Source organism: Catellatospora coxensis, assembly GCF_016862635.1.
In the GTDB taxonomy this organism is placed as follows: Bacteria; Actinomycetota; Actinomycetes; order Mycobacteriales; family Micromonosporaceae; genus Catellatospora; species Catellatospora coxensis.
Window position 1 is genome coordinate 83,241 of record NZ_BONI01000023.1, and the last position, 25,403, is coordinate 108,643.

The window sequence follows — 25,403 nt, forward strand, 5'->3', positions numbered from 1 at the left end:
CTTTCAGCAGCTATGATCAAAAACCATGCTCCACCCCCTGCGTATCGCCATCGGCGGCGTCCACATCGAGTCCAGCACGTTCTCACCGCACCTGAGCGGCGCAGACGACTTCGAGGTCACCCGCGGCGAGGCCCTGCTGGCGCGCTACGACTGGCTCGCGCTGCCGTGGGCCGCCGACGTCGAGTGGGTCCCGCTCGTGCACGCCCGAGCCCTGCCCGGCGGAGCCGTGGAGCCGGCGGCGTACGAGGCCTGGGCCGCCGAGATCGCCGAGCGGCTCGCCGCGGCGGGCTCGCTGGACGGCATGCTGCTCGACTTCCACGGCGCGATGAGCGTCGTCGGCCGCGACGACGCCGAAGGCGATCTGATCACCACCATCCGCTCGGTGCTCGGACCGCGGCCGTACGTGTCGGCGGCGATGGACCTGCACGGCAACGTGTCCCAGGTGCTGTTCGACGGATGCGACCTGCTCACCTGCTACCGGACCGCCCCGCACGTCGACGTGTGGGAGACCCGCGAGCGCGCCGCCCGCAACCTGGTCGAGGCGCTGCGCCGGGGGCAGCGGCCGCACAAGGCCCTGGTGCACGTGCCGATCCTGCTGCCGGGCGAGATGACCAGCACCCGCGAGGAGCCGGCCCGCGGCCTCTACGCGAGGATCCCGGAGATCGAGGCCCGCGACGGCGTCGTCGACGCGGCGATCTGGATCGGGTACGCCTGGGCCGACCAGGCGCGGTGCCAGGGCGCGGTCGTGGTCACCGGCGCCGACGCCACGGCGACCGCGGACGCGGCCCGCGAACTGGGTGAGCACTTCTGGGCCGCCCGCGACGACTTCGCGTTCGTCGCCCCGACCGGCACCATGGACGAGTGCCTCGACACCGCGCTGGCCGCGGTCGCCGACCCGGCGCGGCGGCCGTTCTTCATCAGCGACTCCGGCGACAACCCGGGAGCGGGCGGCGCGGACGACGTCACCTTCGCGCTGGAGCGGATGCTGGCGCGGCCGGAGATCCGCGACGGGGCGCGGCGGGCCGTGTTCGCGTCGCTGGTGGACCCGCAGGCTGTCGCGCAGGTCGCGGAGCTGCCGCTCGGCTCGGCCGTGCGGGTGACTGCCGGCGGGCGCATCGACGCCCGCGAGCCGGGTCCGCTCCTGCTCGACGGGGTCCTGGAGGCGGTCGCGGACGATCCCGACGGCGGGCGGTGCGTCAGCGTGCGCGTCGGCGGGCTCAGCGTGTTCGTCACGTCGCGGCGGATGCAGTACCGGCTGCTGGAGTCGTACGCCCGGCTGGGGGTCGCGGTCGGGGCCGTGGACGTGGTCGTGGTGAAGATCGGCTACCTGGAGCCGGAGCTGTTCGACGCGGCCGGCGACTGGCTGCTCGCGCTGACCCCGGGTGGCGTGGACCAGGATCTCGCCCGGCTGCCGTACCACCACGTCGTGCGGCCGATGTTCCCGCTGGACCGCGACTTCACCGCCGACCTCACCGTCGTGACCGGCTGATCCGCCCGGAACCGCGTCACTGCTGCCGGTCGAGCACCGCCGCGACCAGGACCGACGGGGTGGCGAAAGCCTTCAGCTGATCCTCGGCCAGGTGGAACCGCTCCGCGACGAAACCGGGTTCCTGCCAGGAGACGACCGACCCCGCACCGCCGTCGGACCGCACCAGGATCCGCAGCGGCAGGTCGATGGCCAGGTCCGGAACGGCGAGCATGAGCGGTGTTCCGGCTTTCGGGCTGCCCAGGATCACGACCTGGGTGTCCGGCATCTCCAGGCCGGCCTGTCGTGCGGCCTCGGCATGGTCGACGACGGCGAACACGGTCGCGCCGCGCGACTCGGCCTCCTGGCGGATGGCCGCGACGGTCTGGTCGACGCCGTCGGCACTACGGCGAGAAGTCAGGCCCGAAGTCATGCTGCTCCTCCGTTCAGCTGGGCTTTCCGCAGTCTACGTGTCCTATCGGTTCCGGTATGACGGCAATGTCGGTCCACCGGGCGCGGTGACCCGCGCCGCTCGCTTGACCTGTACCCGCAGGTACAGGTTTACGGTCGTGACGTGCGAGTCGGTGAACTGGCGCACCGCACCGGGACCACGGTCCGGGCGCTGCGCTACTACGAAGCGGCGGGGCTGGTCGTGCCCCGGCGGCTGGGCAACGGCTACCGGGAGTACGACCCGATCTCGGTACGCCTGGTCGAGCAGATCAGGACGCTGACCGCGCTCGGTTTCAGCGTCGAGGAGACCAGGCCGTTCGTCGAGTCCCTGGGCGACGGCGACGCCGCCCACCCGGCGGCGCTGAGCACCTACCGGCGGGCGATAGCGGGGCTGGAGCAGCGGATCGAGCGGCTGACCGGCCAGCGCGACGCGCTGCTGTCGCTGGTCGACGCCGCCGGGCACGGGGTTCCGCGGCTGACCGGCCGCGTCGCCTCCACCGGCGACGACCCGTCGGGCCTGGTCGGCGCGCCGTTGCCCGAGCTGACGTTCCGGGCCACCGGCGGCACGGCCGTCGGGCCGGCCGCGTTCGGCGGGCGCCGGGTCGTGCTGTTCGTGTACACGCTGACCAGCCGGCCGGGCGTCGCCATGCCGGACGGCTGGGACGACATCCCGGGCGCTCGCGGCTGCACCGTGCAGGCGTGCGGGTTCCGGGACGTGCACGCCGACCTGCTGGCCGCCGGCTGCGACCAGGTGTACGGCCTGTCCGCGCAGCCGACCGGACACCAGCGGGAGCTGGCCCACCGGCTGCGCCTGCCGTACCCGCTGCTGGCCGATCCCCGGCTGAGCCTGGCCGCGGCGCTGCGGCTGCCCACCTTCGAGGCCGCCGGAGCCGGTTACTACCGGCGGCTGACGCTCATCGTGAACGACGGCGTGGTCGAGCACGTGTTCCATCCGGTGGCCGAACCGGCCCTGCACGCCGAGCAGGTGCTGCGCTGGCTCGCCGACCATCCCGATCCGAGGAGTCACATGACCGCCATCGACACCGTGCACGCCAGGGAGATCCTCGACAGCCGCGGCAACCCGACCGTCGAGGTCGACGTCCTGCTCGACGACGGCTCGCTGGGCCGGGCGGCCGTACCGTCCGGCGCGTCGACCGGCATCGCCGAGGCCGTCGAGCTGCGCGACGGCGACACCGGCCGCTACCACGGCAAGGGCGTACGCCGCGCCGTCGACGCCGTGCTCGGGGAGATCGCCGACGCGGTCGCCGGACTCGACGGCCGCGACCAGGCGGCCGTGGACCGGACACTGATCGAGCTGGACGGCACGGCGAACAAGTCCCGGCTGGGCGCGAACGCGACGCTCGGCGTCTCGCTGGCCGTCGTGAGGGCCGCGGCGGCGTCGGCCGGGCAGCCGCTGTACCGCTACCTCGGCGGGCCGGACGCGGTCACCCTGCCGCTGCCGCTGATGAACATCGTCAACGGAGGCGCGCACGCCGACAATCCGCTCGACTTCCAGGAGTTCATGATCGCCCCGGTCGGCGCGGCCACGTTCGCCGAAGCGGTCCGGATGGGATCCGAGGTGTTCCACACGCTGCGGGCCACGCTGCAGGCCGCCGGGCACCACACCAGCGTCGGCGACGAGGGCGGCTTCGCGCCGCTGCTGCACACGGCCGAGGAGGCCCTGGCGTTCGTCAGCGCCGCGATCAGCGACAGCGGCTACACCCCCGGGGTCGACGTCGCGATCGCGCTGGACCCCGCCGCGTCGGAGTTCTTCCGTGACGGCGCCTACCACTACCGGGGCGAGAACCGGGTGCGCACCGTCGCCGAGCACGTCGACCACCTCGCCGAGCTGGTCGAGCGGTTCCCGATCGTGTCGATCGAGGACGGTGTCGCCCAGGACGACGCCGAGGGCTGGAAGCTGCTCACCGACCGGCTCGGCGGGCGCTGCCAGCTGGTCGGCGACGACGTCTTCTGCACCAACGTCGAGCTGCTGCGCGACGGCATCAGCCGGGGCGTCGCGAACTCGGTCCTGGTGAAGGTCAACCAGGTCGGCACGCTGACCGAGATGCTGGCGACCGTCGCGGCCGCCCGGCAGGCCGGGTACAGCGTGGTGATGTCGCACCGGTCCGGGGAGACCGAGGACACCACCATCGCCGACCTGGCCGTGGCGACCGGGTGCGGGCAGATCAAGACCGGCTCGCTGTCGCGCAGCGACCGCACCGCGAAGTACAACCAGCTGCTCCGGATCGAGGAGGAGCTGGGCGAACGCGCCGTGTACGCCGGCGCCCGCAGCCTCACCCGCAACCGGCCGGCCTGACCCGCGGGTCGAGGTGCAGCCCGTGCCGACCCACGGCTCGTCCCGTGCCCGGCTACGGCCCGTCCCGACCGCTTCCCCGCGGACGGGCCGTATCGGGCCGGGATGCGGGTGGCCTGGCGGCCACCCGCATCGTCCCACGTCAGAGCGTGCGCGAAAGCCGGTCGGCGAGGCGGCGGGTGAACCCGGCCGGGTCGTCGAGTTCGCCGCCCTCGGCGAGCACCGCCATCGCGTGCAGCAGCTCGGCGGTCTCGGCGAGCACGTCGTCGTCACCGCGCTCGTCGTGCGCGGCGCGCAGCTTCTCCACCAGGGGATGCTGCGGGTTCAGCTCCAGGATGCGCTTGGCCTTCGGCAGGTCCTGGCCCATCGCCCGGTAGAGCTTCTCCAGGGCCGGGGACGCGTCGAGCGCGTCCGACACCAGGCAGGCCGCCGAGGTGGTCAGGCGGGTGCTCAGCCGCACCTGCTTGACCTTCTCCGCCAGCCGGGCGCCCATCCAGGCCAGCAGCCCGGCGTACTCCTCGGCGGCCGGAGCCTGGTCGGACTCGGTCTTCAGGTCGACCTCGCCGCGGCTGGCCGAGGCGAACGCCTTGCCGTCGTAGTCGCCGACCATGTCGACCCACATCGCGTCGACCGGGTCGTCCAGCAGCAGCACCTCGACGCCGTTCGCCGTGAACGCCTCCAGGTGCGGCGAGTTCTCCAGGGTCGCGCGCTGCTCGCCGACCAGGTAGAAGATCTCGGTCTGGTCGGGCTTCATCCGCTCGACGTACTCGCGCAGCGTGGCCGGCCGGGCCGGGTCACGGGTAGAGGCGAGCTGCACCAGGTCGAGGATCGCCGCCTGGTTGTCAGGGTCGTTGACCAGGCCCTCCTTGACGGCCTGGCCGAACTCGCGCCAGAAGCCGGTGTAGCGCTCGGGGTCCTTGGCGAGCATGTCCTTGAGCGTGCCGAGGACCTTCTTGACCAGGCGGCGGCGGATCGTCTGGATCTGCCGGTCCTGCTGGAGGATCTCGCGGGACACGTTGAGCGACAGATCGGCGGAGTCGACGACGCCCTTGACGAAGCGCAGGTACTCCGGCAGCAGCGCCTCGCAGTCGTCCATGATGAACACGCGCTTGATGTAGAGCTGCACGCCGCGGCGGGCACTGCGGGTGAAGAGGTCGTACGGGGCGTGCGCGGGCAGGAACAGCAGCGCGTCGAACTCCAGGGCGCCCTCGGCGCGCAGGTGGATCGTCTCGAGCGGGTCGGTCCAGTCGTGGCTGACGTGCCGGTAGAACTCGGTGTACTCCTCCGGTTTGATGTCGGCGGCGGCCCGCGACCACAGCGCCTTCATCGAGTTGAGCGTCTCGGCCGCATCCGCCTCCGGCTCGCGCATCCGGATCGGCCAGGCGATGAAGTCGGAGTAGCGCTTGACGATCCGCCGCAGCACCGCCGGGTCGGCGTAGTCGTGCAGGTGGTCGTCCTCGTCGGCCGGCTTGAGGTGCAGCGTGACGGAGGTGCCCGCGGGGGCGTCGGCGACCGTGGAGATCTCGTACGTGTCGGCCCCGGCGGACTCCCAGCGGGTGCCCTCGGTCTCCCCCGCGCGGCGGGTCACCAGCACGACCCGGTCGGCGACCATGAAACCGGAGTAGAACCCGATGCCGAACTTGCCGATGAGCTCGGCGGTGCCGTCCTGCTTGGCCTGCTGCCAGCGGCTGACGAACTCGGCCGTCCCGGACCGGGCGATCGTGCCGATCAGCTCGACGACCTGGGCCCGGGTCATGCCGATGCCGTTGTCGCGCACCGTCAGGGTGCGCTGCTCGCGGTCGACGGCGAGTTCGACGTGCAGGTCGCTGGTGTCGGCGTCGAGCTCCTTGTCGACCAGTGACTCCAGGCGCAGCTTGTCCAGCGCGTCGGAGGCGTTGGAGACCAGCTCCCGCAGGAACACGTCCTTGTTCGAGTAGATGGAGTGGATCACCAGCTGGAGCAGCTGCTGAGCCTCCGCCTGGAACTCGAACGTCTCGACCTGACCCACCGACATCCCCTATCTGCGTTGGCACTCTCCCTGCTGGAGCGCCAACGAGATTTAGCATCAAGGCAGCGGGTGGGGCAACTCGGCGGGCCGCCGGACACGGGCGCTTCGCGGTCAGGTCCGCTGCCGTTCCCGGCCGGAGCGGGACGGTTTCACGGTGTCCTTGCGGCCGCCGCTCTGGAGGATGCTCTCCGCCACCCGGTTGTCGCCGATCGGATCGGTCATGGTGGCATGCGTGCCCGTTTCGGCGCGGCCGATCCGGTGCCGGCGGGCGCGGATGAGCAGGGCCCCCACCGCGGCCGCTCCGGTCGCTATACCGACTGCCAGTGCTCTTTTGCTCGCCATCAGATCGTCTCCGATATCGCCGGTCGGATCCGAGCGGACGTCCCGTAGGCCGACCGTCCGGCGGCGCGCCGCCCTCGTCGTACGCGAGCCCGGTTCGCCATGACCGATTGTCCGGGATCGGGGCTGCCGACGATCGCCGAATCCGCGAAGGCGTGGCATCGGGGCGGCCCGACGCGGCCGATAATCGAAGCCATGACCGCGACCTGCGCCTTCGACGGGAGTCCGCTCACGGCGGCGCCGCTGAACTCGCAGCTGGCCGGCGTGCTGGCCGGTCTGGTGTTCGCGGGGATGATCGTCTTGATCAGCGTGCAGCCCGAGCCGTCGCGGCTGCCGAGCGGAGTCGAACCGGGGCGGCGTACCGAGGCGCTGGTCCTGCTCGTCGGCTCCTTTCTCGCGCTGCTGATGGCCGCCTTCCTGTTCGGGGTCGCGTCGGGCGACACCTCGTGTGCTCGCGGGCGGACCGTGGTGCTCGCCGCCGGCGGCCTGCTGGGTCTCGGCGTGCTGAGCATGTTCGGCGGGCTGTGCTGGCTCATCGACCAGTACGACCATGAATCGCGGCGGGCCACCCGGGTCACCCTGTTCGCGACCTACTTCGTCGGCTTCATCGTGATCTTCTACCTGTCGGCCACGGTTCGCGGCTACGTCGACGACGTGGGAGCCGAACTCGCGCGGCGGCGACCGGACTGGCTGCCGACCGTCATCAACCACTACTACCTGCCCGTTCTCGAAGGCATCACGCTCCTGCTGCTCCTGCGGTCGCTGGCGGGCCAGTACGTCCGGCGGCCGCGCACGGAGACCTCGGAGATCACGGTGCTGGTGACCGCCTACGTCTACATCGCCGGAGTGATGATCGCCGGCGTGGTCGCCGTCCAGGCGACACAGCTCGACCCGGCCAGGCCGATCACGCCGGGCTACTTCACCTTCGCGACGCTGACCTCGATCGGCGCGCCGGCCCTCGCCCTCGTGATGCAGCTGCTGGCCCTTCCGACGGGACGCTCGGTATCGGTGGCGCCGCAGGGCGGCGACGCCGGTCAGCCCCGGCCCGCCCGATGATCCCCTTCGGCCGGTTCGCGCTTTCCGCTCCCGGGTGTCGCCGGGCCGCCTAGCCTTCGACATTGAGGGGCGTGCGACCTGGGAGGAACGCGATGGGACAGCTGCGGAACCTGCAGATCGAGATCTTGGACCGGTCCGCCGTGGACGATCTCATCGGCAAGGTCAACGACACCGCCTCGCAGCCCGGCAGCGCCGACCGGGCCCAGGACTGGCGAGCCGAGCACGGGCCGGTCGACACGACCGACGAGGCGCACTCGTTCGTCGTGGTCGGCTCCACCCTGATGTTCCTGCACCGATGCCCCGACGGCGTGATCCTGCCGTTCGCGGCATACCCCAACGGCACGCTCAAGGTCTACGCAGACCCCGACCATGCCGGCGAAAGCTTCCAGCGCCACGACCAGGGCTGACGCGGCTCACCCAACCGTCGGACTCCCGGTGCTCTGGCGGACGACGAGTTCGGCCGGGAACAGCTCACGGTGGCCGGGCGGGACGTCGCCGGACAGCAGCAGCCGCACCGCGGCGGCGGCCATCTCCTCCACGGGCAGGCGCATCGTGGTCAGCGGCGGGTTCGCGCAGACCGCCGCGACACTGTCGTCGAACCCGATGACGTTGACGTCCTCGGGCACCCGCCGGCCACCGGCCGTCAACGCCTGCACCACGCCCGCGGCCATGAGGTCGCAGGCCACGAACACCGCGTCGAGGTCCGGGTGCTGTTCCAGCAGCCGCTGCGCGGCGCGGTAGCCGCCCTCGCGGGTGAACGCGGCGTCCGCGCTCACCTCGGCCAGCCCCAACTGCTGGGCGGCGCGCAGGTGACCGATGCGCCGGTCGGCGGCGCAGGTGCTGATCAGCGGGCCGTGGATCGCGGCGATCCGGCGGCGGCCGAGGCGGTGCAGGTGCGTGACCGCCGCGTACGCCCCACCGATGTTGTCGGCGACCATCGCCGGGACCGTGGCCGCGGTCGGCACCAGCGAGACCACGCGGCGGCACCGGCGGTGGAACCGCGCCGCGAGAGTCGGGGTGATGTCGGACAGCACCGCGCCGAGCGTGACGTTGGCGGCGAGTTCGTCCAGCGCCCCGGCAGCCGACTCATGGGTCAGCGCGTGCACCCGCAGTTGCGCGCCCACGCCCTCCAGCAGCGGCATCATCCCGGCCAGGACCCGGCCGTAGTACGGATTCGAGCCCAGCCAGCCGCCGGGCAGGTCGCAGCTGACGGCGATCACGTCGACCACCCGCGGGCGGCCGGAGGCCAGGGCACGGGCCGCCTCATTGGGCCGGTAGCCGAGCCGGGCCACCGCCTCCTGCACCCGCACCCGCAACGGCCCGGACGCGCCGGGCGCATTGTTGATCACACGCGAGGCCGTGGCGCGGGACACGCCGGCCACCCTCGCGACGTCATCGATCGTCGGCTTGGACCTGCTCATGTGGTACCTGCACCCTCCGCCGCGTCCTTGCGGTAATTCGACGATAAGGGCGAGAGCGCTCTCACGGGAAGCAGCTCACGCGCGATACGTAGACTCCCGACGATGAGTGACGGCCCACTGGCCGGTGTCGACGCCGTGGCGTGGCATCGGCTCCACCACGCCTACGGCCCGGCGACGGACGTGCCCGACCAGCTCCGCGCACTGCGCAGCCGCGACGAGGACCGGCGGGCCGATGCGCTGGCATGCCTGTCCGGCAACGTCTACCACCAGGGCACCAGATGGCAGGCCAGCCACGCGGTCGTGCCGTTCCTGGTCGCGCTGGTCGACGACCCCGAGACGCCGGACCGCGCCGCTGTCGTCGGACTCCTGCACAGGATCGCCATCGGCGACCGGCGCGACGACGGGCTGCCGTTCGACCCACGAGAGGCGTTCGCGGCAGGCGACGCGTTCGACGGCCCGGAGCACGACGGGCTCCTCCAGCGGTTCTACGACGAGGAGGAGCTGTCGGACGACGAGTGTCGAATACTGGACGCGGCGGCGGTGCGCTGGGCGGCCGACAGCTACTTCGCGGCCTCGGCCTGCCTGACCACGATCACCGGCTGGGTGTCCGACCCCGACGACCTGGTGGCAGCCCACGCCGCGGCCCTGGTCGCCTGGTTCGAGGCCACCGACGGCGTGGTGTCCGCGCTGGTCGCGGTGCCCGAGCACCGCACCCGGCCCAGGGCCGGCGCGAACCTGGCCCTGGCGCACACGCCCGCTGCGGACGTACGCGTCGACCGGAGGCTGCGCGAGCTGATCCGTTCCGGCACCACGACGACGGCCGTCACCGCGGCCGTCGCCTGCGCGTACCGGGACGGCGAGGCGCTGCCTGAGCAGGCGCTGTCCATCCTGGTCGAGGCGTCCGGCCGGGACGATCTGGAGGCGGTCCCCGGCTGGGACCGCGCCCTGCGCGGCTTCGTGATGCTCGCACTGCAGCGCCTCGGCCTCGGCTGAGCGTTGCCGGCTACCGGGCGGCGGCGACGTCGTTCGCGCTCCACCCCACGAACCGGGCGATGTCCTCGTCGGTCGTCTTCAGCAGGTCGACCCAGTCCCGCAGCGCGTCGGCGAGGCTCTCCGGGATGCCGGGGTTGTCGGGGTGCGCCGGGTGCCGCGCGACGTTGTCGATGTGGATGAACATGCCGTCGGGGTCGAGCTCGTCGAACACGTCGTCGTCCGGTTCGTCGCCGCCGCCGCTGGCGATGACCTCGCCGGTGAGCCAGTCGGTGTACATCCAGGTGCTCGGGCCGGTCTGCCCGCCGTCGATGATCCGGTGACCGACCGCTTCCAGCTTGCCGACCTCGTCCGCGAGCCTGCCCTCCGCCTCGCGCTGCGAGACGAGATAGCGACGGACGTACTCCTGCGCCAGGTCCATGAACCCCATCCTCCGTGGAACGGCGTCGACGCTGCCCCGCCGAACACGGGCTACAGACTGCCCGGTCGCCCGCCCTTCGCCAAGGAAACACGCCGTCCGCACCCGACCCGGCCGAGCGCCCGGACACGGGCCACGAGCCGGCAGCCCGCAACCGAAGATCATTCACCGTACAGCGCGAATTGCCATCTATACGGCTAAAACAGCCCATAACATCGAAGGGTCAACGACGCAGATCCGAGGAACCGACCATGCAGCTCCTGCACGACAGCCCACGCACCAGGACGGTCGCCGTGCGGGTGGTGGCCGCGTGACCGCCGTCGACACGGCCGCCGCCGCACCGCCCGCCGCCGGTGCGGTCTCGCCGTTCCCGCCGATCGCCGAGTACGCGTTCCTGTCCGACTGCCACACGGGCGCGCTCGTCGCCGCCGACGGCTCGGTCGACTGGCTGTGCGTGCCCAGCTTCGACTCCCCCAGCGTGTTCGGCGCGCTGCTGGACCGGGAGGCGGGCACGTTCCGGTTCGCGCCGTACGGCATCGCCCACCCGACCTCCCGCTACTACCGTCCGGGCACCAACGTGCTGGAGACGACGTGGCGCACCCCGTCGGGCTGGCTGGTGGTCACCGACGCCCTGATCGTCACCGAGCGCACCGGCGACTGCGAGGTCACCCCGCACACCCGCCCACCGTCCGACTACGACGCGGCCCACCTGCTGGTCCGCACCGCACGATGCCTCAAGGGCGAGGTCCAGCTGGAGCTGATCTGCGAACCGGCGTTCGACTACGGCCGGACGCCGGCGACCTGGACGCTGGCCGAGGGGGACTGCTCCATCGCGGTGGCCGACGGCGCCGGCCAGACCCTGCGCCTGCACTCGGACCTGGCCCTGGGCGTCGAGGGCGGGCGGGTCCGCGGCCAGCACGTGCTGCGCGCGGGCGACAACGCGTACTGCCTGCTGTCCTGGGCCGCGCCCGGCAGCACCCCGCCCGACGAGGAACGCGCCTACGCGATGATCGAGGAGACCACCGACTACTGGCGCACCTGGCTGGCCGGGGCGCGGGTGCCCGACCACCGCTGGCGCGATCCGCTGCAGCGCTCCGCCCTGGTCATCAAGGGCCTGACCTACATGCCGACCGGCGCGACCGTCGCCGCGCTGACCACCTCGCTGCCGGAGACGCCGGGTGGCGAGCGCAACTGGGACTACCGGTTCACCTGGATGCGCGACACCACCTTCACCCTCAAGGCGCTGCACTGGCTCAACCTCAACTGGGAAGCCGACGAGTTCATGCAGTTCATCGCCGATGTCGAGGCGACCGAGGACGGCTCCCTGCAGATCATGTACGGCATCGACGGCCGCCGCGACCTGCCGGAGACCACCCGCGAGGACCTGTCGGGCTACGACGGCGCGCGGCCGGTGCGCATCGGCAACGGCGCTTTCGACCAGCGGCAGAACGACGTGTACGGGGCCGTGCTGGCCTCGATCCTGCTGCACACCCGGCACAGTCGCCGGCTGCCCCGTCGCCTGTGGCCGATCGTGCAGTCGCAGGCCGAGTGCGCTTCGCGGGTGTGGCAGCAGCCCGACCAGGGCATCTGGGAGGCCCGCGGCGAGCCGCAGCACTACGTGTCGTCGAAGCTGATGTGCTGGGTGGCGCTGGACCGGGCCGCGACGCTGGCGGAGATCCGCGGCGACAGTACCCAGGCGGCCGCCTGGCGGGCCACGGCCGAGCAGATCCGCGCCGACATCCTGGCCAACGGCGTCAGCGAGCGCGGGGTGCTGCGGCAGCACTACGCCACCGACTCCCTCGACGCGTCCACGCTGCTGGCGGTGCTGTTCGGCTTCCTGCCGCCGGACGACGAGCGGCTGGGCAGGACCGTCGACGCGATCGCCGAGGAGCTGACCGACAACGGGTTCGTGCTGCGCTACCGCACCGACGAGACCGACGACGGCATGAGCGGCAAGGAGGGCACGTTCCTGATCTGCTCGTTCTGGCTGGTGTCGGCGCTGGCCGCGGTCGGGCAGATGCAGCGCGCCCGCGATCTCATGGAGCGGCTGCTGGCGGTCGCCTCACCGCTGGGGCTGTACGCGGAGGAGTTCGACACCGCCAACGGCCGGCACCTGGGCAACTTCCCGCAGGCGTTCTCGCACCTGGCGCTGATCGAGGCGGCCGCGCGGATCATCCTGGCCGAGCTGATGCAGGAGATTTGACGCGGCACCCTGCCTGAACAGCTCATCCGCGCCCTCACCGAATGGGAGGATCTCTCGTATGCGGGTGGTGGTGGACCTGACGAAATGTGAGGGATACGCGCAGTGCGCGTTCCTGGCGCCTGAGGCGTTCCGGATGGTCGGCGACGAGGCGCTGATGTTCGATCCCGCGCCGCCGGACGAGCTGCAGGACAAGGTGCTGCGGGCCGCCGCGGCGTGCCCGGTGCAGGCGCTGCAGGTCGACATGGCCGATCTGCCGACGCCGCCGCCGCGGGCCGCGGTGGCCGACGGCGACGACCGGCTGCGCCGCGAGGGCCGCATCGTGATCGTGGGGGCGTCGCTGGCCGGCCTGAAGGCCGCCGAGCAGCTGCGCGCCGACGGTTTCGCCGGCACGCTGACCATGATCGGCGATGAGGCGCTGGAGCCCTACGACCGGCCGCCGCTGTCCAAACAGGTGCAGACCGGCTGGGCGGCCTCGGCCGACACCAGCCTGCCGCGGCGGCGCGACATCGGCGCCGATTGGAAGCTGGGCGTGGCGGCCACCGGGCTCGACCTGGAGCGCAACGTGGTGAGCCTGGCCGACGGGCAGGAGGTCGGGTTCGACCGGCTGCTGATCGCCACCGGCGTGCGCGCGCGCCCCTGGTTCGTGCCGGAGGAGGCCGGGCTCGACGGCGTGTTCACCATCCGCACCCGCGCCGACGCCGCCGGCCTGCGCGAGCGGCTGGCGGCCGGGCCGCGCCGGGTCCTGGTGATCGGCTCGGGGTTCACCGGTTCGGAGATGGCGTCGGTCTGCGCCGAGCTGGACATCCCGGTGACCGTGGCCGAGGCCGGACCGGCTCCGCTGGCGGGGGCGCTGGGCGGGGTGATCGGCCGGATCGCGGCGGGCATCATGCGCGAGCACGGCGTCGACCTGCGCACCGAGGTCAGGGTCGAGTCGCTGCAGGGCGAGGACGGCAAGCTGCGCCGCGCGGTGCTGTCCGACGGGACCACCATCGAGGTGGACGTGGCCGTGGTGGCGCTGGGCGGCATCCGCAACGTGGAGTGGCTGCACGACTCGGGCCTGGCGGTGGGCGTCTGGGGCGTGGCCTGCGACGCGGGCTGCCGGGCGTTCGACGCCAACGGCCTGGTGACCGACGACGTGTTCGTGGCCGGGGACGTGGCCCGCCAGCCGCAGCCGATGTTCGGCTACCAGTTCCTGGCGATGGAGCACTGGGGCAACTCGGTCACCCAGGCCGAGGTCGCCGCCCACAACATGATCAGCACGAAGACCGAGCGGTGGCCGCACCTGGAGGTGTCGGCGTTCTGGTCCCTGCAGTTCGGCAACAACATCAAGTCGGTCGGCGTGCCGCCGATCGCCGACCAGATCGCCATCACCCAGGGCTCGGTCGAGAAGCGCCAGTTCGTCGCCGCGTACGGCTACAAGGGCCGGGTCGTCGGCGCGGTGAGCTGGAACCAGGGCAAGTGGCTGGACTTCTACCAGCAGCTGATCGAGCAGGCGGCGCCGTTCCCGCCGCCGTACCACCTGACCGACCCGCCGGCCGACGGCACGCCGGTGCCGGCGGAGTTCCCGGCGATGACCTATCCGGGCCGCGACGCCACCGTCGTGGTCACCGGCCACGACCCCAGCGAGCGCCGCGCCACCCTGGTCCGCGCTGCCCGCCGGCGCTGAGCAGGAGCCGAACGCGATGACCCAGCCGACCCTGTACGACCAGATCCTCGACTTCGCCAACCGGGCCGACCCGTGGCCGCTGTACGAGCAGCTGCGCACCCGGCCGGTGTGGGCAGAGGAGGACGGCACGTTCGTCGTCAGCCGGTACCGCGACATCTACGCGCTGATGCACGACCCGCGGCTCAGCTCCGACCCGAACAACCTGCTGCCCGAGTTCGCCGACAAGCTGCCGCCCGCCGAGGGGCCGGGCGGGATGGCGCCGGCCTTCATCCGCACCGATCCGCCCCGGCACGACGTCCTGCGCCGCACGGTGATGCGGCAGTTCGGCCCGCCGCACCGGCCCGACCGCATCGACAAGCTGACCCCGAAGCTCTCGGCCGTCGTGGCCGAGCTGATCGACAAGATCGCCGGCAAGCCGGAGGCCGACCTCGTCGACGAGGTCGCCTACCCGTTCCCGGTCGCCGTCATCTCCGAGCTGCTGGGGGTCCCGGCCGAGGACCAGGCGACGTTCGGCGGCTGGGTGGACCCGATCGTCAACGCGCTGACCAGGCCGACGCCCGAGCAGCTGCAGGAGCGCAACGACGCCATGCAGCAGCTGTCGCACTACATGCTCGAACTGGCGCAGCGGCGGCGCACCCAACCCGGCGACGACATGATCTCCGGGTTCGTCACCGACGACGGCCCCGACGGACGGCTGGAGGGCGGCGACCTGCTCAGCACGCTGATCCTGCTGCTGATCGCGGGGCACGAGACCACGGTCAACCTGATCACCAACGGCTGGCTGACCCTGCAGCGCCACCCCGACCAGCTGCAGCGGCTGCGCACCGAACCGCGCTTCGCGATCCGCATGGTCGAGGAGCTGCTGCGGTACGAGCCGTCGGTGCACATCCTGCCGCTGCGGACCGCGGTCGACGACATCGAGATCGGCGACGCCACCGTCCGCAAGGGCCATCCGATCGCGGTCATGCTCGCCTCGGGCAACCGGGACGCCGAATGCATTCCGGACGCGGACCGCTTCGATCCCGACCGGCCCGACAACGTGCACCTGTCGTTCGCGGGCGGCATCCACTACTGCCTGGGCGCGCCGCTGGCCCGGCTGGAAGCGCAGATCGCGCTCACCCAGCTCGCCAAGCGGCTGCAGAACCCCCGCCTGGTCGCCGACCCGCCCCCGTACCGGCCCAGTCCCATCCTGCGCGGCCCGATCCACCTGCGGATCGCCTACGACGCCGTCCTGCCCGCGTGAGGATCAGGCCGCCGGGGCCAGGCCGGTGGAGCGGGCGAACAGGTCGAGGCGCTGGACGAGGTTGGTCTTGAGCGGCGGGCACGGCCGCTTGCCCTCGCCCCACAGTTTCGGGCAGGCGCCGCCGCACACCGGCAGCAGCGGGCAGCTGCCGCAGCCGGTGCGGTCCCGCTCGATCGTGTCGTACCAGCCGTCGAACGCGCCCGCCGGGCGGGGCGCGCCCGGGTCGAGTTCGGTGAGCGTGCCGACATGCTGCTCGGTGAACCCGGGCACCAACGGCTGCTCGGTGCAGCTGTAGACACGCCCGTCCGGGGCGACGACCTCGCTGTGCGCGGTGACCGCGGTGCACACCACGGGACGGGTGGCGGCGGGCAGCAGCGCGCAGGTCAGGCCCGCCTCGACGTAGGCGGCATACCAGTCGAGCTCGACGCGGGCCTGCTCGGCGCGGTCCAGGGCGACGTCGCTGACGTCGTTGCCCCAGGAGTGGATCGGCGCGGGATAGAAGCTGACCCGCGAGTGGGCCAGCCCGGCCGCGGCCATGCCCGCCGCGAACTCGCGCGCCAGGCCCGCGTTGTGCACCCCGACGTTGGTGCGCACGCTGAAGGACAGGCCGGCCAGGTCGGGATCGGACAGGGTGCCGGCGATCGCGGCGACGATCCGGGCGTACGACCGCTGCCCGCTCTTGAGCGGGCGGGACGCCTCGTGCTGCTCGGGTGGGCCGTCGATGGTGACCTCGATCTGGGTGACGCGGCAGTCCAGGTGCAGCGCGCGCAGCTTGCGGGCGTCCAGCAGCGCCCCGTTGGTGACCAGCTTCGCCGAGTACGCCACCCCGTGGCGCGACGCGTCGGCGATGAACCGGGCCGACAGCGCCCGCAGCACGGCGTACCCCATCAGCGGCTCGCCGCCGAACCACCGCACGTGGACCGCGTCGTAGCGGCCGCCGGCCATGGCCCGCTCGGCCCGCTCGACCAGCGCGTCGCGGTGCCGGCCGGGTTCGACGCCCGCGCCGCGCCGGTGCTCCTGCCCGCAGTAGTCGCAGCCCATGTTGCAGTAGGCCGTCGGCATCACCACGAACTGGCGCTGGCGCGCGTCGCGCACCGCGGCCCGGGACGCGGCGATGACCGCGCCGGCCTCGTCGGTCCCGGCGGGCACCAGCAGGCCCAGCTGCGCGAGCCGGTCCAGCGTCGCGGTGTCCAGGCGCTGCTGCGGGGCGGTGCCACGCAGCACGTCCACGATGGACGGGTCGAGCAGCAGGGCGCGGGCGGAGGCGGTGTGGTAGACCGCGCGCACCGGCCGCCCGCTGCGGTGCCGGTAGGTGCTGTCGCCGAAGGCGAGGTAGCGGCTGGGGACGAGCGTGACCATGGCGGGGCCTTCCGTCAGCGGTTCGGGACCTGTCGAAGCTGTCGTCGCGCGGATGCGGGGTCTGGCAGACGGTGACGGGCGGGTGCTGCGGCACCCGCCCGTCTGCGAAGTTCTGTGGCCCGGTCCGGCGTCAGCACACGCCGCAGCCGAAGTTGGGACCCGGCACGTCCGGCAGGTCGCCGAGTGCGAGCACCTCGATGATCGCCGTGCTGTTCTCCTGCGGGACGGCCTGGTCGGTGTCCGGGGAGGCGGCGGCGATGCCGGGCGAGGCGACGACCGCGAGAGCGGCAGCGGCGAGGACGGTCGTGAAGCGGTTCCTGGGCATGGTGATCCCTCCAGCTGAGGTTCCGACTTGTATTTAAAGATTGCGATGCGCTAATCTCGACGTTCAAAATAATCTGAGCAACAAAACTCTGTCAAGCGTTGGTGTATAGTCGAACCGTAGGTATGAGTTTGAATGGGAGGTTCAGGCCGTGACTGAGTTGGTGCCGCGGCGGGTCATCGATGATGTGGCGACGCTCAAGGCGCTCGCCGATCCGATCCGTATGGCGATCCTGGAGCTGGCGATGGCCGAGCCGGCGCGCACGTGGACAGCCAAGGAGTTCGCCGGCATCGTCGGCATCTCCCCCACCAAGATCTACTATCATCTGAACCAGCTGGAGCAGCACGGGCTCGTCCAGATCAGAGACACCCGTGTGGTCAACGGCATCATCGAGAAGCAGTACGGCGCGGGCCAGCTCGATCTCAGGTTCAGCCGGCGCACCGAGAACGACGGCGAGAGCCTGCGCGCCGCCGTGGGCACCCAGTTCGACATCACCCGCGACGAGATCGACCTCGGCCTGGCCACGTCCGCCATGTCCATCGACGCCGACGCTGCCGAGACCGAACGGCTCCTGGTCAGCCGCTCGGTCGCCAGCATCGACGAGGGCCAGATCGCGGAGTTCCGCGCCGAACTGATCAACCTGATCCGCAAGTTCGAGAAGAGCGCCGGCTCGGGCCGCCACCCGTTCGGCATGCTGATCGCGCTGCACCCCACCCGGAGCGAGTGACCGCTCCCCTTGGGCCCGCCGGCCCGCACAGCGCCGTTACCCCGCCCCTGACCGGCGGGGTTTTCGGCGTCTACACCCCGGGGTCGCCCGCGGCCGGGAAGTCCCAGCGCAGCGCGGCATACCGGGCCTGATACTGCCGCTCGCGACGGTTCTGCGCGGTGCGGCGCACCACTACCCCCACCAGGTTCTCGGTACGCAGGATCTTGAGGTGGTAGTGCATCAGCGTCACTGGCACGCCGGTGCGTTCGGCCAGGTCACGCACGGAGAAGCTGTCCTGTGGATGGTCGAACAGGATGCTCAGCACGGCCAGGCGCACCGTGTCGCTGACCGCGCGCAGCTCGCTCACCCCGGCGATCCTGCGCAGCCGTGGCGCGGAGTCCGTCATGAGGTCTGCCTCCCGTCATAGGTGCGGCGCGCGCTCGGATGTGCCACACTGTCTGCAAGCGATGCCCCCGGTCCTCCCTGACGGTCGGGGGCTTCATCGCGTCCGGGCTTGGTGTTCCTGCGGGCCCGGCGGTCCGGGCCCGCGGGTCTCAGCCGTCCGGCGAGCGCCGCTGCCGCCCGATCGGCAGCAGGTAGACCGCCACGTTGTCGATGCCGTCGAGCCCGAACACCTCGTGCGCGACGTCGTCGTAGAAGCCGCCGATCATGCCCAGCGACAGCCCGGTCGCCGCGGCCACCAGCGACAGGTTCTGCGCCAGGTGCCCGGCCTCGGCCGTGCCGAAGCGCAGCGCGCGCATGCCATACCGCGGCCGCAGCCGCCCCAGCTCGACGTACAGGGCGAGCATCGCCGGCATCGCCGAGATGTCGATCCCCTCGTACGCCGAGGCGTGGTCCGGCTGGAACCACATCGACGTGGCCAGCAGGTCCACGTCGGACGGCGCGCCGCCCATCCACCACAGCGTCCGGTCGACCGGGTCGACGTGGTAGCAGCCGGGTTCGACCCCGGCGACGTCGCGGACGACCAGGCGCAGCCGGGCCACGTACCGCGCGCCGGCGCTCGGGTAGGGTCGGTGCCCGAACCGGTAGGGCGTGCCGTCGGGCAGCGTGATCTGCTCGTGGTGCGAGATCGCGTGCGCGCTCCACAGCAGCGTGCCCAGCTCCTCGGCCTGCAGCGGGCCGGCCAGCGCGCCCCGGGCGGAGCGGCGGGTGCGCAGCACGTCGGCCAGCGGCAGCCGCGGCGCCTCGTGCGAGGGCAGCGGCACCGGCGGGCGCATCGCGCGCATCCGGAACGCGGGCGGGCCCTCCACCTCCCGTGGTGTGTGGTCGCTCGCGCCGCCCAGCAGGAACTTGCTGGCCTCGTGGTAACGGCGGTCGGGGGCCTGCGCCCCGTCGGCGAAGAACGGGGCCAGCCCCTCGGGGGCCAGCGCGGTGCCGGCGACCAGCCAGCACACCGAGCGCTCCTCGTCGGGCGTGATGCCCAGGCGGTTGAACAGCATGTGCAGCTGCGACGCCCACACGCCCAGCCAGCGCCCGGCGGTCGCGCCGGGCTCCAGCTCGGCCAGCCGCCGGTTGGCCTCGCGGACCACGCCGGCCCAGGCGGTGACCGGCGAACGCCGTCCGTCGGGGTCGGCGGTGATCGCCGCGGCGGTGCGGGCCCAGCGCTGGTTGAGGGTGGCCGCCTGGGTCGCCAGCACCTTCGACGTGCGCTCCTGCATCAGCGCGGTCGGCAGCATGGCCACCTCGGTGTTGAAGCGCCACGCTCCAGCGTGGATGCGCAGCCAGCGGGCGGTGCCGAGCCGGTCGAGGCCGAGCGCCATCGCGGTGGCGATGGTGAGTTCGGTGGCCGCGGCCAGCCGCGCCCGCGGGTCGGCGGTGGCGGCGACGACGCGGGTGGCGACCTCGGTGCTGCGGCAGAACACGTCCTCGGCGATCGGCAGCGCGGCGGCACCGCCGTAGCGGGGCGTCTCGGCGACGTAGGCGATCTCGCGCACGTCGCCGTGCTCGTGCCAGCCCGCCTTCGACTGCGCGGCCGGCCCGCCCAGCGCCTGGTAGTAGGTGCTGCCGTCGAGCGCGGCCGGGGTGAACGGCGCCTCGGCCAGCAGCCGGCCGAGCTCCTCGCGCAGCCACTCGCCGGTGGACTCGTCCGCCCCGCGCAGGCGCAGCCGCAGGTGCGGGCCGCCCTCCCAGTAGCGGATGTAGAACCAGTCGGCGATGCGGTGCTCGCGGCGCAGCCGGTCCAGCAGCGGGGTGACCGTGCGGCACAGGAAGTCGTCGAGGTCGCCCGAGGGCCAGTAGGCGAAGCAGTGCAGGCTGCGCCACACGCGGGCGTCGCTGTGCCGGTCAAGGGTGGCGGCGGTCATGTCAGCACCTCCGGCGGGGTCAGGTCGTAGGCGAAGTCGCGGGGGCGCGACCGGCCGATGAGCAGCAGGTAGAGGAAGTCTTCGGCCGCCGGGGCGGCGACGGCCGCCTCCAGGTGCGCCTCGTGCACGCTGCGGGCGGGCCGGCAGAACAGCCCGGCGGCGGCCGCGGCCGCGCCGACGTGCTGGCCGATCGCGCCCGCGGCCAGCAGCAGCCGCCGGTACGCGGCCAGGCCGCCTTCCCGGACGGCCGCCGGGACGTCGGCGCTGATCACCCACCCGACGTTCATACCCGCGACGTCGAGCTTGTCGCGCGGGTAGCTGAACGCCTGCTGCACCGCCTCCATGGTGGCGTCGGCGTCGACGAGGCGCGTCGTGCCGCCGTCGAGGGTGTACAGGCCGTCGGCCAGGCCGGCGATGCGGGCGGCGACGGCGCGGTGGCGCAGGCCCGGCCAGGCCGCCGGGGAGCCCGCCGGCTGCCGGAACGCCGCCTGGGCCAGCGTCGCCAGGGTGCCCTCGGGTAGTCGACCCGGGTCGGCGCTCAGTCCCCGCGGCCCCAGCCCGGAACTGCGGCGGGCGGCCAGCCGCGATCGCGCTGCGTCGGCACCGGTCAGGTGGCCGGGGCGCAGCGTCACCGTCAGCTCGCTGTCGTCGTCCAGATCGGCGGTCGCGGTCCAGCCGTACGCCTCGGCGCTGTCTGCCAGGGCCGCGGCCACGTGCCCGGCTTCCAGCCAGGTCAGCACCTCGGCCAGGGCGGCGTACCCGGCGGGCAGCCGTTCGGGGTGGACGGTCAGCTCCAGGGTGACAGCGGCGCCCGAGCCGGCCGGGGCGTCCGTGCGGCCGGCGAGCCGGTCCCGGACGGGGTCGGCCAGCCAGCGGCGGTGGCCTTCCACGACGGTCACGTCGACGAGCCAGGCCGCGCGTGGCGACGGGTAGGCGCGGTGCTCGTTGAAGGAGTTCCACGGCTCCCAGCGCCGGGGCGTCAGGGCCAGGCGCAGGATCGCGGCGGGCAGCGCGTACCGCTCGGGCAGCTCGGCCAGGGCGATGCCGGCGCGGGCGGGCGGGGTGCGGCGGGGCATCGCACCGGACCGTACGACCTTGCCGTGCGTCTGGTCCCACACGCGGGACAGGGTGGCGTCCATGGCGGTCCTCACGGGAAGGGGTGGGGGTGGCGGGCGAGGTCGTCGTAGCGCAGGGGCGCCGCGGCCCGGCCGAGCCGGAACGGCACCTCCAGCAGCCGGGGCAGGTCCCGGGTGCGGTGGTTGAGGTGGCCGAACGTCATCGGCAGGCTGCCCGGCACGATCACCTTCGCCGAGTGCAGGCCGAGCCGGTCGCGCAGGCGCGGATCGGTCTGGTCCACGGCGACGACCTCCAGGCCGGCCCGGTCGAGCCGGGCGAGGGTGCCGGCCAGCAGCACGGACAGGTCGCCGGCCGGCGCGGGCCGGCCCGGCCAGACCTCGCGCCAGTCGTCGCCGCCGTCGGGGTCGTCGTCGCCGAGCAGGAAGTCGTAGCGCTCCCGGGCCTCCGGCAGGGTGTTCAGGGCGACGTGGTCGTCCAGGGTGAGCACGAGCGCCGGGTCGTCGAGCATCGGCAGCAGCCGGGCCCGGTCCAGGTAGTGCGGCTTGGCGCGGACCACGTCGGGGGTGACGATCGCGTCGACGACGGCCTCGGCAGCGGCCGAGCGCATCGCCGCCCGCGGGTCGGGGTGCGCGCCGGCCGCGAACAGGGCCTGCGGCGCACCGGAGGCCGGGTCGCGGTGCAGCACCAGGGCCAGCACCGTCGGCACGTCGAAGTCGTTGGTCGCGTCGAAGAACATCAGCCGGTAGCCCGCCTGCTCCAGGCGGTCCGCCAGGTGCGGCAGCACCGGGTCGTCGGCGGGCACCGCGACCCGCCGCAGCGGGGTGCGGGCATACCAGGCCATCAGGAACGCGTCGCGCTCGGCCACCTCGTACAGCCCGTAGAGGACCGCCTCGGTGAGGCTGTTGCCCAGCCCGCAGCCGTTGGAGCTCTCGTAGAGGAAACGCGGCCCGGCACTGGCGTGCAGGCCCCAGTAGGCCACGTGCTCGGGCACGGTGGCGAGCCGGTCGCGGGTCAGCGACCAGCCGTGCACCCAGCCGGTACGCAGGTCCGGCGTGTACGGCTTGAGCTTGAACTCGGGATGGTCGAGGTACGCCGGGTCCTGCAGCCCGAGCCGCGCCGGGTCGATCGTGGTCGCCGGGTCGAGCTCGGCATAGGACGCCGTGATCGCGGTACGCCGCCCGTGCGGGCGCATGCCGGTGTAGCGCTCCGCGGCCTCGAACAGCCCGACCCGTTCGGCGTCGGCGAACGTGCGGGCCCGGCCGTAGCCGGACTCCCGGATGACGCTGTCCCCCGACAGCTCCGCGGTGACCAGCGGCAGCGGCATGTTCTCGGTGCGCCGCAGGTGCGCCACGGGCCCGTGCCGCCAGTCGAACAGCTCGGCGCGCAGCCCTTCACGGGTGGTGCGCTCGTTGACCGCGCGGAACGCGTACGGGTCCGCGGCCGGGCTCGGCGTGAGCGTGATCCGGGCCGCCTGCGGGGTGTCGTCGGGCAGCGGCGCGCACACTGCGCAGCCCTGCCGGGCCGGGCGCACCCGGTGGGTCGACACGGTGAGCCGGTCGGCGCGCAGCGCCAGCACGGTCCCCTCGTAGCCGGCCGGGTCGGCCAGTGCCCCGGCGAGCAGGGCAGCCAGCGGGGCGAGCAGGGTCGGCGGCAGCAGCCCGCCGAAGGCCAGGCCGGGCGTGCGCTGTGGCACCGTCGGCCCGAAGACGCTCAGCCGGGCGGCTTCGGCACAGCCCAGGCAGACCGGGGCGGTGCGGTGCAGCAGCGGTCCGATCAGGACCAGCCCGCCGTCCAGGCGCACCGGCAGCACCGGCCGCGCCCCCGCGTACGCCGCCCGGCTGAGCTGCTCGGCCTGCGCCCTCGTCCAGTCCTGAAGGACGACCACGGCAGGGCCCGGTGCGGCGTCCGCACCGAACGCAACGTCCGCACCCGGAGTGCCGGGCGACAGCACGCCGACGGTCGCGCGGGCGCTGCCCTGCGGCTCGGAGCGGGCGGTCGCGCGGACGTGGACGTTGCCCATGCCCGCCAGCTCGAAGACGACGCTGCCCGGCGGACCGGCCGCGGTCGGCTCGAACCGGTCGGCGTCGAGGACCGGCAGGTCGAAACCGCGCAGGGCGGTGGCGAGGGTGCTCATGACGCCCACCGCACGACCGTGAAGCCGACCGCGGACAGGGCCCGGCGCAGCTGCGCGGCCTGCTCGGTCATCCCGTCCTCGGCGCTGCTCAACTCGCCGAGCCGCCACACGGTGGCCCGCGCGACCGGCGGCAGCGCGCGCAGTGCCGCCTGCAGCCGGTCCTCGCCCCGGTCGACCCCGGCGGGCCAGTGCCAGCCGGCCGACCACGGGGTGACGTCCTCGCCGGCGGGCCGCGCGGCGGGCGCGGCGCCCGACAGGGTCACCGGTCCGGCGGGCACGTCCAGCCCCGCCTCGCGCGCCTGGGCGGCGCCGACCGCGGCCAGCGCCGCGAACGCGACCGCGTCGGCGGTCTCCGCCTCGACAGCCCAGGCGACGACCTCGCCGCCGCAGGCGATCTGCGCGTGCACCGCGTCGGGCGCGAGCCGTCGCACATGGACCCACGCGGGCTGGCCGAAGCGCAGCGTCAGCGCCTTCCACCAGCGGCGGGCCGCCGGGGAGCCGATCCACTCGTCGTCGGCGACGGGGGTCGTGTCGAGCTGCTCGACGGCGGCGTCGGCCAGCCGGCGCAGCGCCGTGCCCTGGGCGTGCCGGTCGTGCACCCCGACGGCGAAGTGCCCGGCGTCGCCGCCGGCGAGCACGGCCTCGGCCTGGCGCAGGACCGCGTCCAGCCGGGCGGCGTCGGTGCTCGCACCCACGCCCACCACGTCGCCGGCGGCGGCCAGCGCGGCCGGCACCTGCGGCAGGTTGCCGGCGACCGGCTCGGCCAGCGGGCCCAGCTCGGCATCGACCAGCGCCTCGACGCGGCGCAGCGCCTCGTCGAGGGTGTCCGCGGCCGGCACGGCGGGGGCCGCGGGCAGGAACGGGTGGTACGTCAGCGACAGCGGGTCCAGCCGCGCCACCAGCACCGACGGGTGCTCCAGCCGGGCCGGGGCGGGCTGCTGGTCGTCGTCGTGCAGCTCGGCGGCCTCGACCGCGGGGTCGGCGAGCCCGGCGACCGCGCACACGATCCGGTGCGCGGCGGCGGAGCCGACCAGCGCCGACAGCGCGTACGGCGCGCCGCTCGGGTCGGCCGCCCCGGCCAGGCGGCGGGTCACCTCGCGGGCCGACCACAGCACCGAGTCGACTTCGGACACCGGCACCACCATGCCGACCTCGCCGCGGCAGCGGGCGGCCACCGCGACCCCGGCGTCGGTGGACAGCACCAGGTCGGTGACCCCGTCCGCCGCGGCCGGCAGCGCGCCGGGCACGACGTCGACACCGATGCCCGCCAGTGCGCCGGCCGCGGCCTCGGCGACGGGGCCGTCGCCGGTCAGCCGCACCGGGGTGGTGCGCAGGCGGCACCACGCGTCGGCCGGGTCGGCCGCCACGGAGCTCAGCCAGGCGCACACGTCGGCGGGCGGGGCCGCCGGGTCGGTGCCGTCGACCCAGCCCGCGGGCAGGTCGACAAGCATGTCGTGCTCGCGCAGCTGCTCCAGCAGCAGGGTCACCGCGCGGACCACCTCGGGCCGGCCGGTGGGCGCGACGACCTGCTCGGCGGGCAGTCCCTCGATCAGCCGGGCGGACAGGATCTGCCACAGCTTCCACAGGCCGCTGCCGCCCTTGACGGTGAAGCTCGACGACCAGCCCCGGACGTGTACGCCCTGGGGGGTCGGGGTGGCGTGCACGATCGGGCGCAGCCGGACCAGCGTGCGCGGGGCTTGCGCCCGCTGGTCCGGCGACACCCGTGCGGAGCGCTGGGTGGGCACGGTGCGCGTGGCGAGGGTGGTCATGACGCCACCTCGCTCAGCACCCGCTGCGCCCCGGCGCCCGCTGGTTCCTGACCTGTCCGCTGCGCGGCCAGACCGTGCTCCTGACCTGTCCGCTGCGCGGCCAGACCGTGCTCCTGACCTGTCCGCTGCGCGGCCAGAC

General features: G+C 73.3%; 20 protein-coding genes and 1 pseudogene. 10 read left to right on the forward strand and 11 right to left on the reverse strand.

The features are described from left to right. Positions 1-25 precede the first annotated feature (25 nt). Positions 26-1,489, forward strand: coding sequence for a M81 family metallopeptidase (locus Cco03nite_RS15750; RefSeq protein WP_203692837.1), 1,464 nt, complete (start codon positions 26-28; stop codon positions 1,487-1,489). Between the two features lie 16 nt (positions 1,490-1,505). Here the strand turns inward: Cco03nite_RS15750 and Cco03nite_RS15755 are convergent, their stop codons facing one another. Beyond that, complete coding sequence (locus tag Cco03nite_RS15755; protein WP_203692838.1) at positions 1,506-1,898, reverse strand: DUF302 domain-containing protein; 393 nt, start codon at positions 1,896-1,898, stop codon at positions 1,506-1,508. Positions 1,899-2,039: 141 nt separating this feature from the next. Here Cco03nite_RS15755 and Cco03nite_RS15760 point away from each other — a divergent pair. Together Cco03nite_RS15760 and eno are read left to right on the forward strand one after the other, a co-directional pair. Then, positions 2,040-2,867 (forward strand): annotated as a pseudogene (locus Cco03nite_RS15760) (MerR family transcriptional regulator); the annotation flags it as partial. Between the two features lie 75 nt (positions 2,868-2,942). Next, the gene (eno, locus tag Cco03nite_RS15765; protein ID WP_203692862.1) at positions 2,943-4,232 is read left to right on the forward strand and encodes a phosphopyruvate hydratase; all 1,290 of its coding nucleotides are present in this window, start codon (positions 2,943-2,945) and stop codon (positions 4,230-4,232) included. 139 nt (positions 4,233-4,371) lie between these two features. On the opposite strand, the gene htpG is transcribed toward eno, so the two are convergent. Beyond that, the gene (gene htpG, locus Cco03nite_RS15770) at positions 4,372-6,243 is read right to left on the reverse strand and encodes a molecular chaperone HtpG (RefSeq protein ID WP_203692839.1); all 1,872 of its coding nucleotides are present in this window, start codon (positions 6,241-6,243) and stop codon (positions 4,372-4,374) included. 528 nt (positions 6,244-6,771) lie between these two features. On the opposite strand from htpG, the gene Cco03nite_RS15775 reads away from it, so the two are divergent. Continuing rightward, complete coding sequence (locus Cco03nite_RS15775; RefSeq protein WP_203692840.1) at positions 6,772-7,632, forward strand: hypothetical protein; 861 nt, start codon at positions 6,772-6,774, stop codon at positions 7,630-7,632. A gap of 92 nt (positions 7,633-7,724) precedes the next feature. After that, the gene (locus Cco03nite_RS15780; RefSeq protein ID WP_203692841.1) at positions 7,725-8,039 is read left to right on the forward strand and encodes a ubiquitin family protein; all 315 of its coding nucleotides are present in this window, start codon (positions 7,725-7,727) and stop codon (positions 8,037-8,039) included. A gap of 6 nt (positions 8,040-8,045) precedes the next feature. Here the strand turns inward: Cco03nite_RS15780 and Cco03nite_RS15785 are convergent, their stop codons facing one another. Further along, complete coding sequence (locus tag Cco03nite_RS15785) at positions 8,046-9,053, reverse strand: LacI family DNA-binding transcriptional regulator (RefSeq protein ID WP_203692842.1); 1,008 nt, start codon at positions 9,051-9,053, stop codon at positions 8,046-8,048. Between the two features lie 102 nt (positions 9,054-9,155). Between Cco03nite_RS15785 and Cco03nite_RS15790 the strand changes: the two genes are divergently transcribed. Continuing rightward, positions 9,156-10,046: a hypothetical protein gene (locus Cco03nite_RS15790; protein WP_203692843.1), complete on the forward strand. Its 891-nt coding sequence runs from the start codon at positions 9,156-9,158 to the stop codon at positions 10,044-10,046. Positions 10,047-10,056: 10 nt separating this feature from the next. On the opposite strand, the gene Cco03nite_RS15795 is transcribed toward Cco03nite_RS15790, so the two are convergent. Next, positions 10,057-10,464, reverse strand: a complete 408-nt coding sequence (locus tag Cco03nite_RS15795; protein ID WP_203692844.1) for a hypothetical protein — start codon at positions 10,462-10,464, stop codon at positions 10,057-10,059. A 307-nt stretch (positions 10,465-10,771) separates the two neighbouring features. Between Cco03nite_RS15795 and Cco03nite_RS15800 the strand changes: the two genes are divergently transcribed. The 3 genes from Cco03nite_RS15800 to Cco03nite_RS15810 are packed head-to-tail and all read left to right on the forward strand — an operon-like array spanning position 10,772 to position 15,573. Then, positions 10,772-12,664 (forward strand): glycoside hydrolase family 15 protein, encoded by a 1,893-nt coding sequence (locus Cco03nite_RS15800; protein WP_239167404.1) that lies wholly within the window; start codon positions 10,772-10,774, stop codon positions 12,662-12,664. A 58-nt stretch (positions 12,665-12,722) separates the two neighbouring features. Then, positions 12,723-14,330, forward strand: a complete 1,608-nt coding sequence (locus tag Cco03nite_RS15805; RefSeq protein ID WP_203692846.1) for an FAD-dependent oxidoreductase — start codon at positions 12,723-12,725, stop codon at positions 14,328-14,330. Positions 14,331-14,346: 16 nt separating this feature from the next. Further along, positions 14,347-15,573 carry a cytochrome P450 gene (locus Cco03nite_RS15810; RefSeq protein WP_203692847.1) on the forward strand — a complete coding sequence of 409 codons (1,227 nt, stop codon included), beginning with the start codon at positions 14,347-14,349 and terminating at the stop codon, positions 15,571-15,573. A gap of 3 nt (positions 15,574-15,576) precedes the next feature. Here the strand turns inward: Cco03nite_RS15810 and Cco03nite_RS15815 are convergent, their stop codons facing one another. Both Cco03nite_RS15815 and Cco03nite_RS15820 read right to left on the reverse strand, forming a co-directional pair. After that, on the reverse strand, positions 15,577-16,932 hold the full coding sequence (locus Cco03nite_RS15815) for a radical SAM/SPASM domain-containing protein (protein ID WP_203692848.1): 1,356 nt from the start codon (positions 16,930-16,932) through the stop codon (positions 15,577-15,579). A 130-nt stretch (positions 16,933-17,062) separates the two neighbouring features. Continuing rightward, complete coding sequence (locus tag Cco03nite_RS15820) at positions 17,063-17,257, reverse strand: hypothetical protein (protein ID WP_203692849.1); 195 nt, start codon at positions 17,255-17,257, stop codon at positions 17,063-17,065. Positions 17,258-17,405: 148 nt separating this feature from the next. Between Cco03nite_RS15820 and Cco03nite_RS15825 the strand changes: the two genes are divergently transcribed. After that, positions 17,406-17,981, forward strand: coding sequence for an ArsR/SmtB family transcription factor (locus tag Cco03nite_RS15825; RefSeq protein WP_203692850.1), 576 nt, complete (start codon positions 17,406-17,408; stop codon positions 17,979-17,981). A 70-nt stretch (positions 17,982-18,051) separates the two neighbouring features. Here Cco03nite_RS15825 and Cco03nite_RS15830 read toward each other — a convergent pair whose 3' ends face one another. The 5 genes from Cco03nite_RS15830 to Cco03nite_RS15850 form a co-directional block, all read right to left on the reverse strand. Continuing rightward, positions 18,052-18,366, reverse strand: coding sequence for a winged helix-turn-helix domain-containing protein (locus Cco03nite_RS15830; RefSeq protein ID WP_203692851.1), 315 nt, complete (start codon positions 18,364-18,366; stop codon positions 18,052-18,054). A gap of 148 nt (positions 18,367-18,514) precedes the next feature. Continuing rightward, on the reverse strand, positions 18,515-20,284 hold the full coding sequence (locus tag Cco03nite_RS15835) for a thiopeptide-type bacteriocin biosynthesis protein (RefSeq protein ID WP_203692852.1): 1,770 nt from the start codon (positions 20,282-20,284) through the stop codon (positions 18,515-18,517). Further along, positions 20,281-21,423 (reverse strand): nitroreductase family protein, encoded by a 1,143-nt coding sequence (locus Cco03nite_RS15840; protein ID WP_203692853.1) that lies wholly within the window; start codon positions 21,421-21,423, stop codon positions 20,281-20,283. Before Cco03nite_RS15840 ends, Cco03nite_RS15835 begins: the two co-directional genes overlap by 4 nt. 8 nt (positions 21,424-21,431) lie before the next feature. After that, the gene (locus tag Cco03nite_RS15845) at positions 21,432-23,495 is read right to left on the reverse strand and encodes a TOMM precursor leader peptide-binding protein (RefSeq protein ID WP_203692854.1); all 2,064 of its coding nucleotides are present in this window, start codon (positions 23,493-23,495) and stop codon (positions 21,432-21,434) included. After that, positions 23,492-25,264, reverse strand: a complete 1,773-nt coding sequence (locus Cco03nite_RS15850; RefSeq protein WP_203692855.1) for a hypothetical protein — start codon at positions 25,262-25,264, stop codon at positions 23,492-23,494. Before Cco03nite_RS15850 ends, Cco03nite_RS15845 begins: the two co-directional genes overlap by 4 nt. Positions 25,265-25,403: the final 139 nt, after the last annotated feature.

Coding starts and splice junctions, on each gene's coding strand:
- Cco03nite_RS15750 (WP_203692837.1), top strand. CDS start 26: ATGCTCCACCCCCTGCGTATCGCCATCGGCGGCGTCCACATCGAGTCC.
- Cco03nite_RS15755 (WP_203692838.1), bottom strand. CDS start 1,898: ATGACTTCGGGCCTGACTTCTCGCCGTAGTGCCGACGGCGTCGACCAG.
- eno (WP_203692862.1), top strand. CDS start 2,943: ATGACCGCCATCGACACCGTGCACGCCAGGGAGATCCTCGACAGCCGC.
- htpG (WP_203692839.1), bottom strand. CDS start 6,243: ATGTCGGTGGGTCAGGTCGAGACGTTCGAGTTCCAGGCGGAGGCTCAG.
- Cco03nite_RS15775 (WP_203692840.1), top strand. CDS start 6,772: ATGACCGCGACCTGCGCCTTCGACGGGAGTCCGCTCACGGCGGCGCCG.
- Cco03nite_RS15780 (WP_203692841.1), top strand. CDS start 7,725: ATGGGACAGCTGCGGAACCTGCAGATCGAGATCTTGGACCGGTCCGCC.
- Cco03nite_RS15785 (WP_203692842.1), bottom strand. CDS start 9,053: ATGAGCAGGTCCAAGCCGACGATCGATGACGTCGCGAGGGTGGCCGGC.
- Cco03nite_RS15790 (WP_203692843.1), top strand. CDS start 9,156: ATGAGTGACGGCCCACTGGCCGGTGTCGACGCCGTGGCGTGGCATCGG.
- Cco03nite_RS15795 (WP_203692844.1), bottom strand. CDS start 10,464: ATGGACCTGGCGCAGGAGTACGTCCGTCGCTATCTCGTCTCGCAGCGC.
- Cco03nite_RS15805 (WP_203692846.1), top strand. CDS start 12,723: ATGCGGGTGGTGGTGGACCTGACGAAATGTGAGGGATACGCGCAGTGC.
- Cco03nite_RS15810 (WP_203692847.1), top strand. CDS start 14,347: ATGACCCAGCCGACCCTGTACGACCAGATCCTCGACTTCGCCAACCGG.
- Cco03nite_RS15815 (WP_203692848.1), bottom strand. CDS start 16,932: ATGGTCACGCTCGTCCCCAGCCGCTACCTCGCCTTCGGCGACAGCACC.
- Cco03nite_RS15820 (WP_203692849.1), bottom strand. CDS start 17,257: ATGCCCAGGAACCGCTTCACGACCGTCCTCGCCGCTGCCGCTCTCGCG.
- Cco03nite_RS15830 (WP_203692851.1), bottom strand. CDS start 18,366: ATGACGGACTCCGCGCCACGGCTGCGCAGGATCGCCGGGGTGAGCGAG.
- Cco03nite_RS15835 (WP_203692852.1), bottom strand. CDS start 20,284: ATGACCGCCGCCACCCTTGACCGGCACAGCGACGCCCGCGTGTGGCGC.
- Cco03nite_RS15840 (WP_203692853.1), bottom strand. CDS start 21,423: ATGGACGCCACCCTGTCCCGCGTGTGGGACCAGACGCACGGCAAGGTC.
- Cco03nite_RS15845 (WP_203692854.1), bottom strand. CDS start 23,495: ATGAGCACCCTCGCCACCGCCCTGCGCGGTTTCGACCTGCCGGTCCTC.
- Cco03nite_RS15850 (WP_203692855.1), bottom strand. CDS start 25,264: ATGACCACCCTCGCCACGCGCACCGTGCCCACCCAGCGCTCCGCACGG.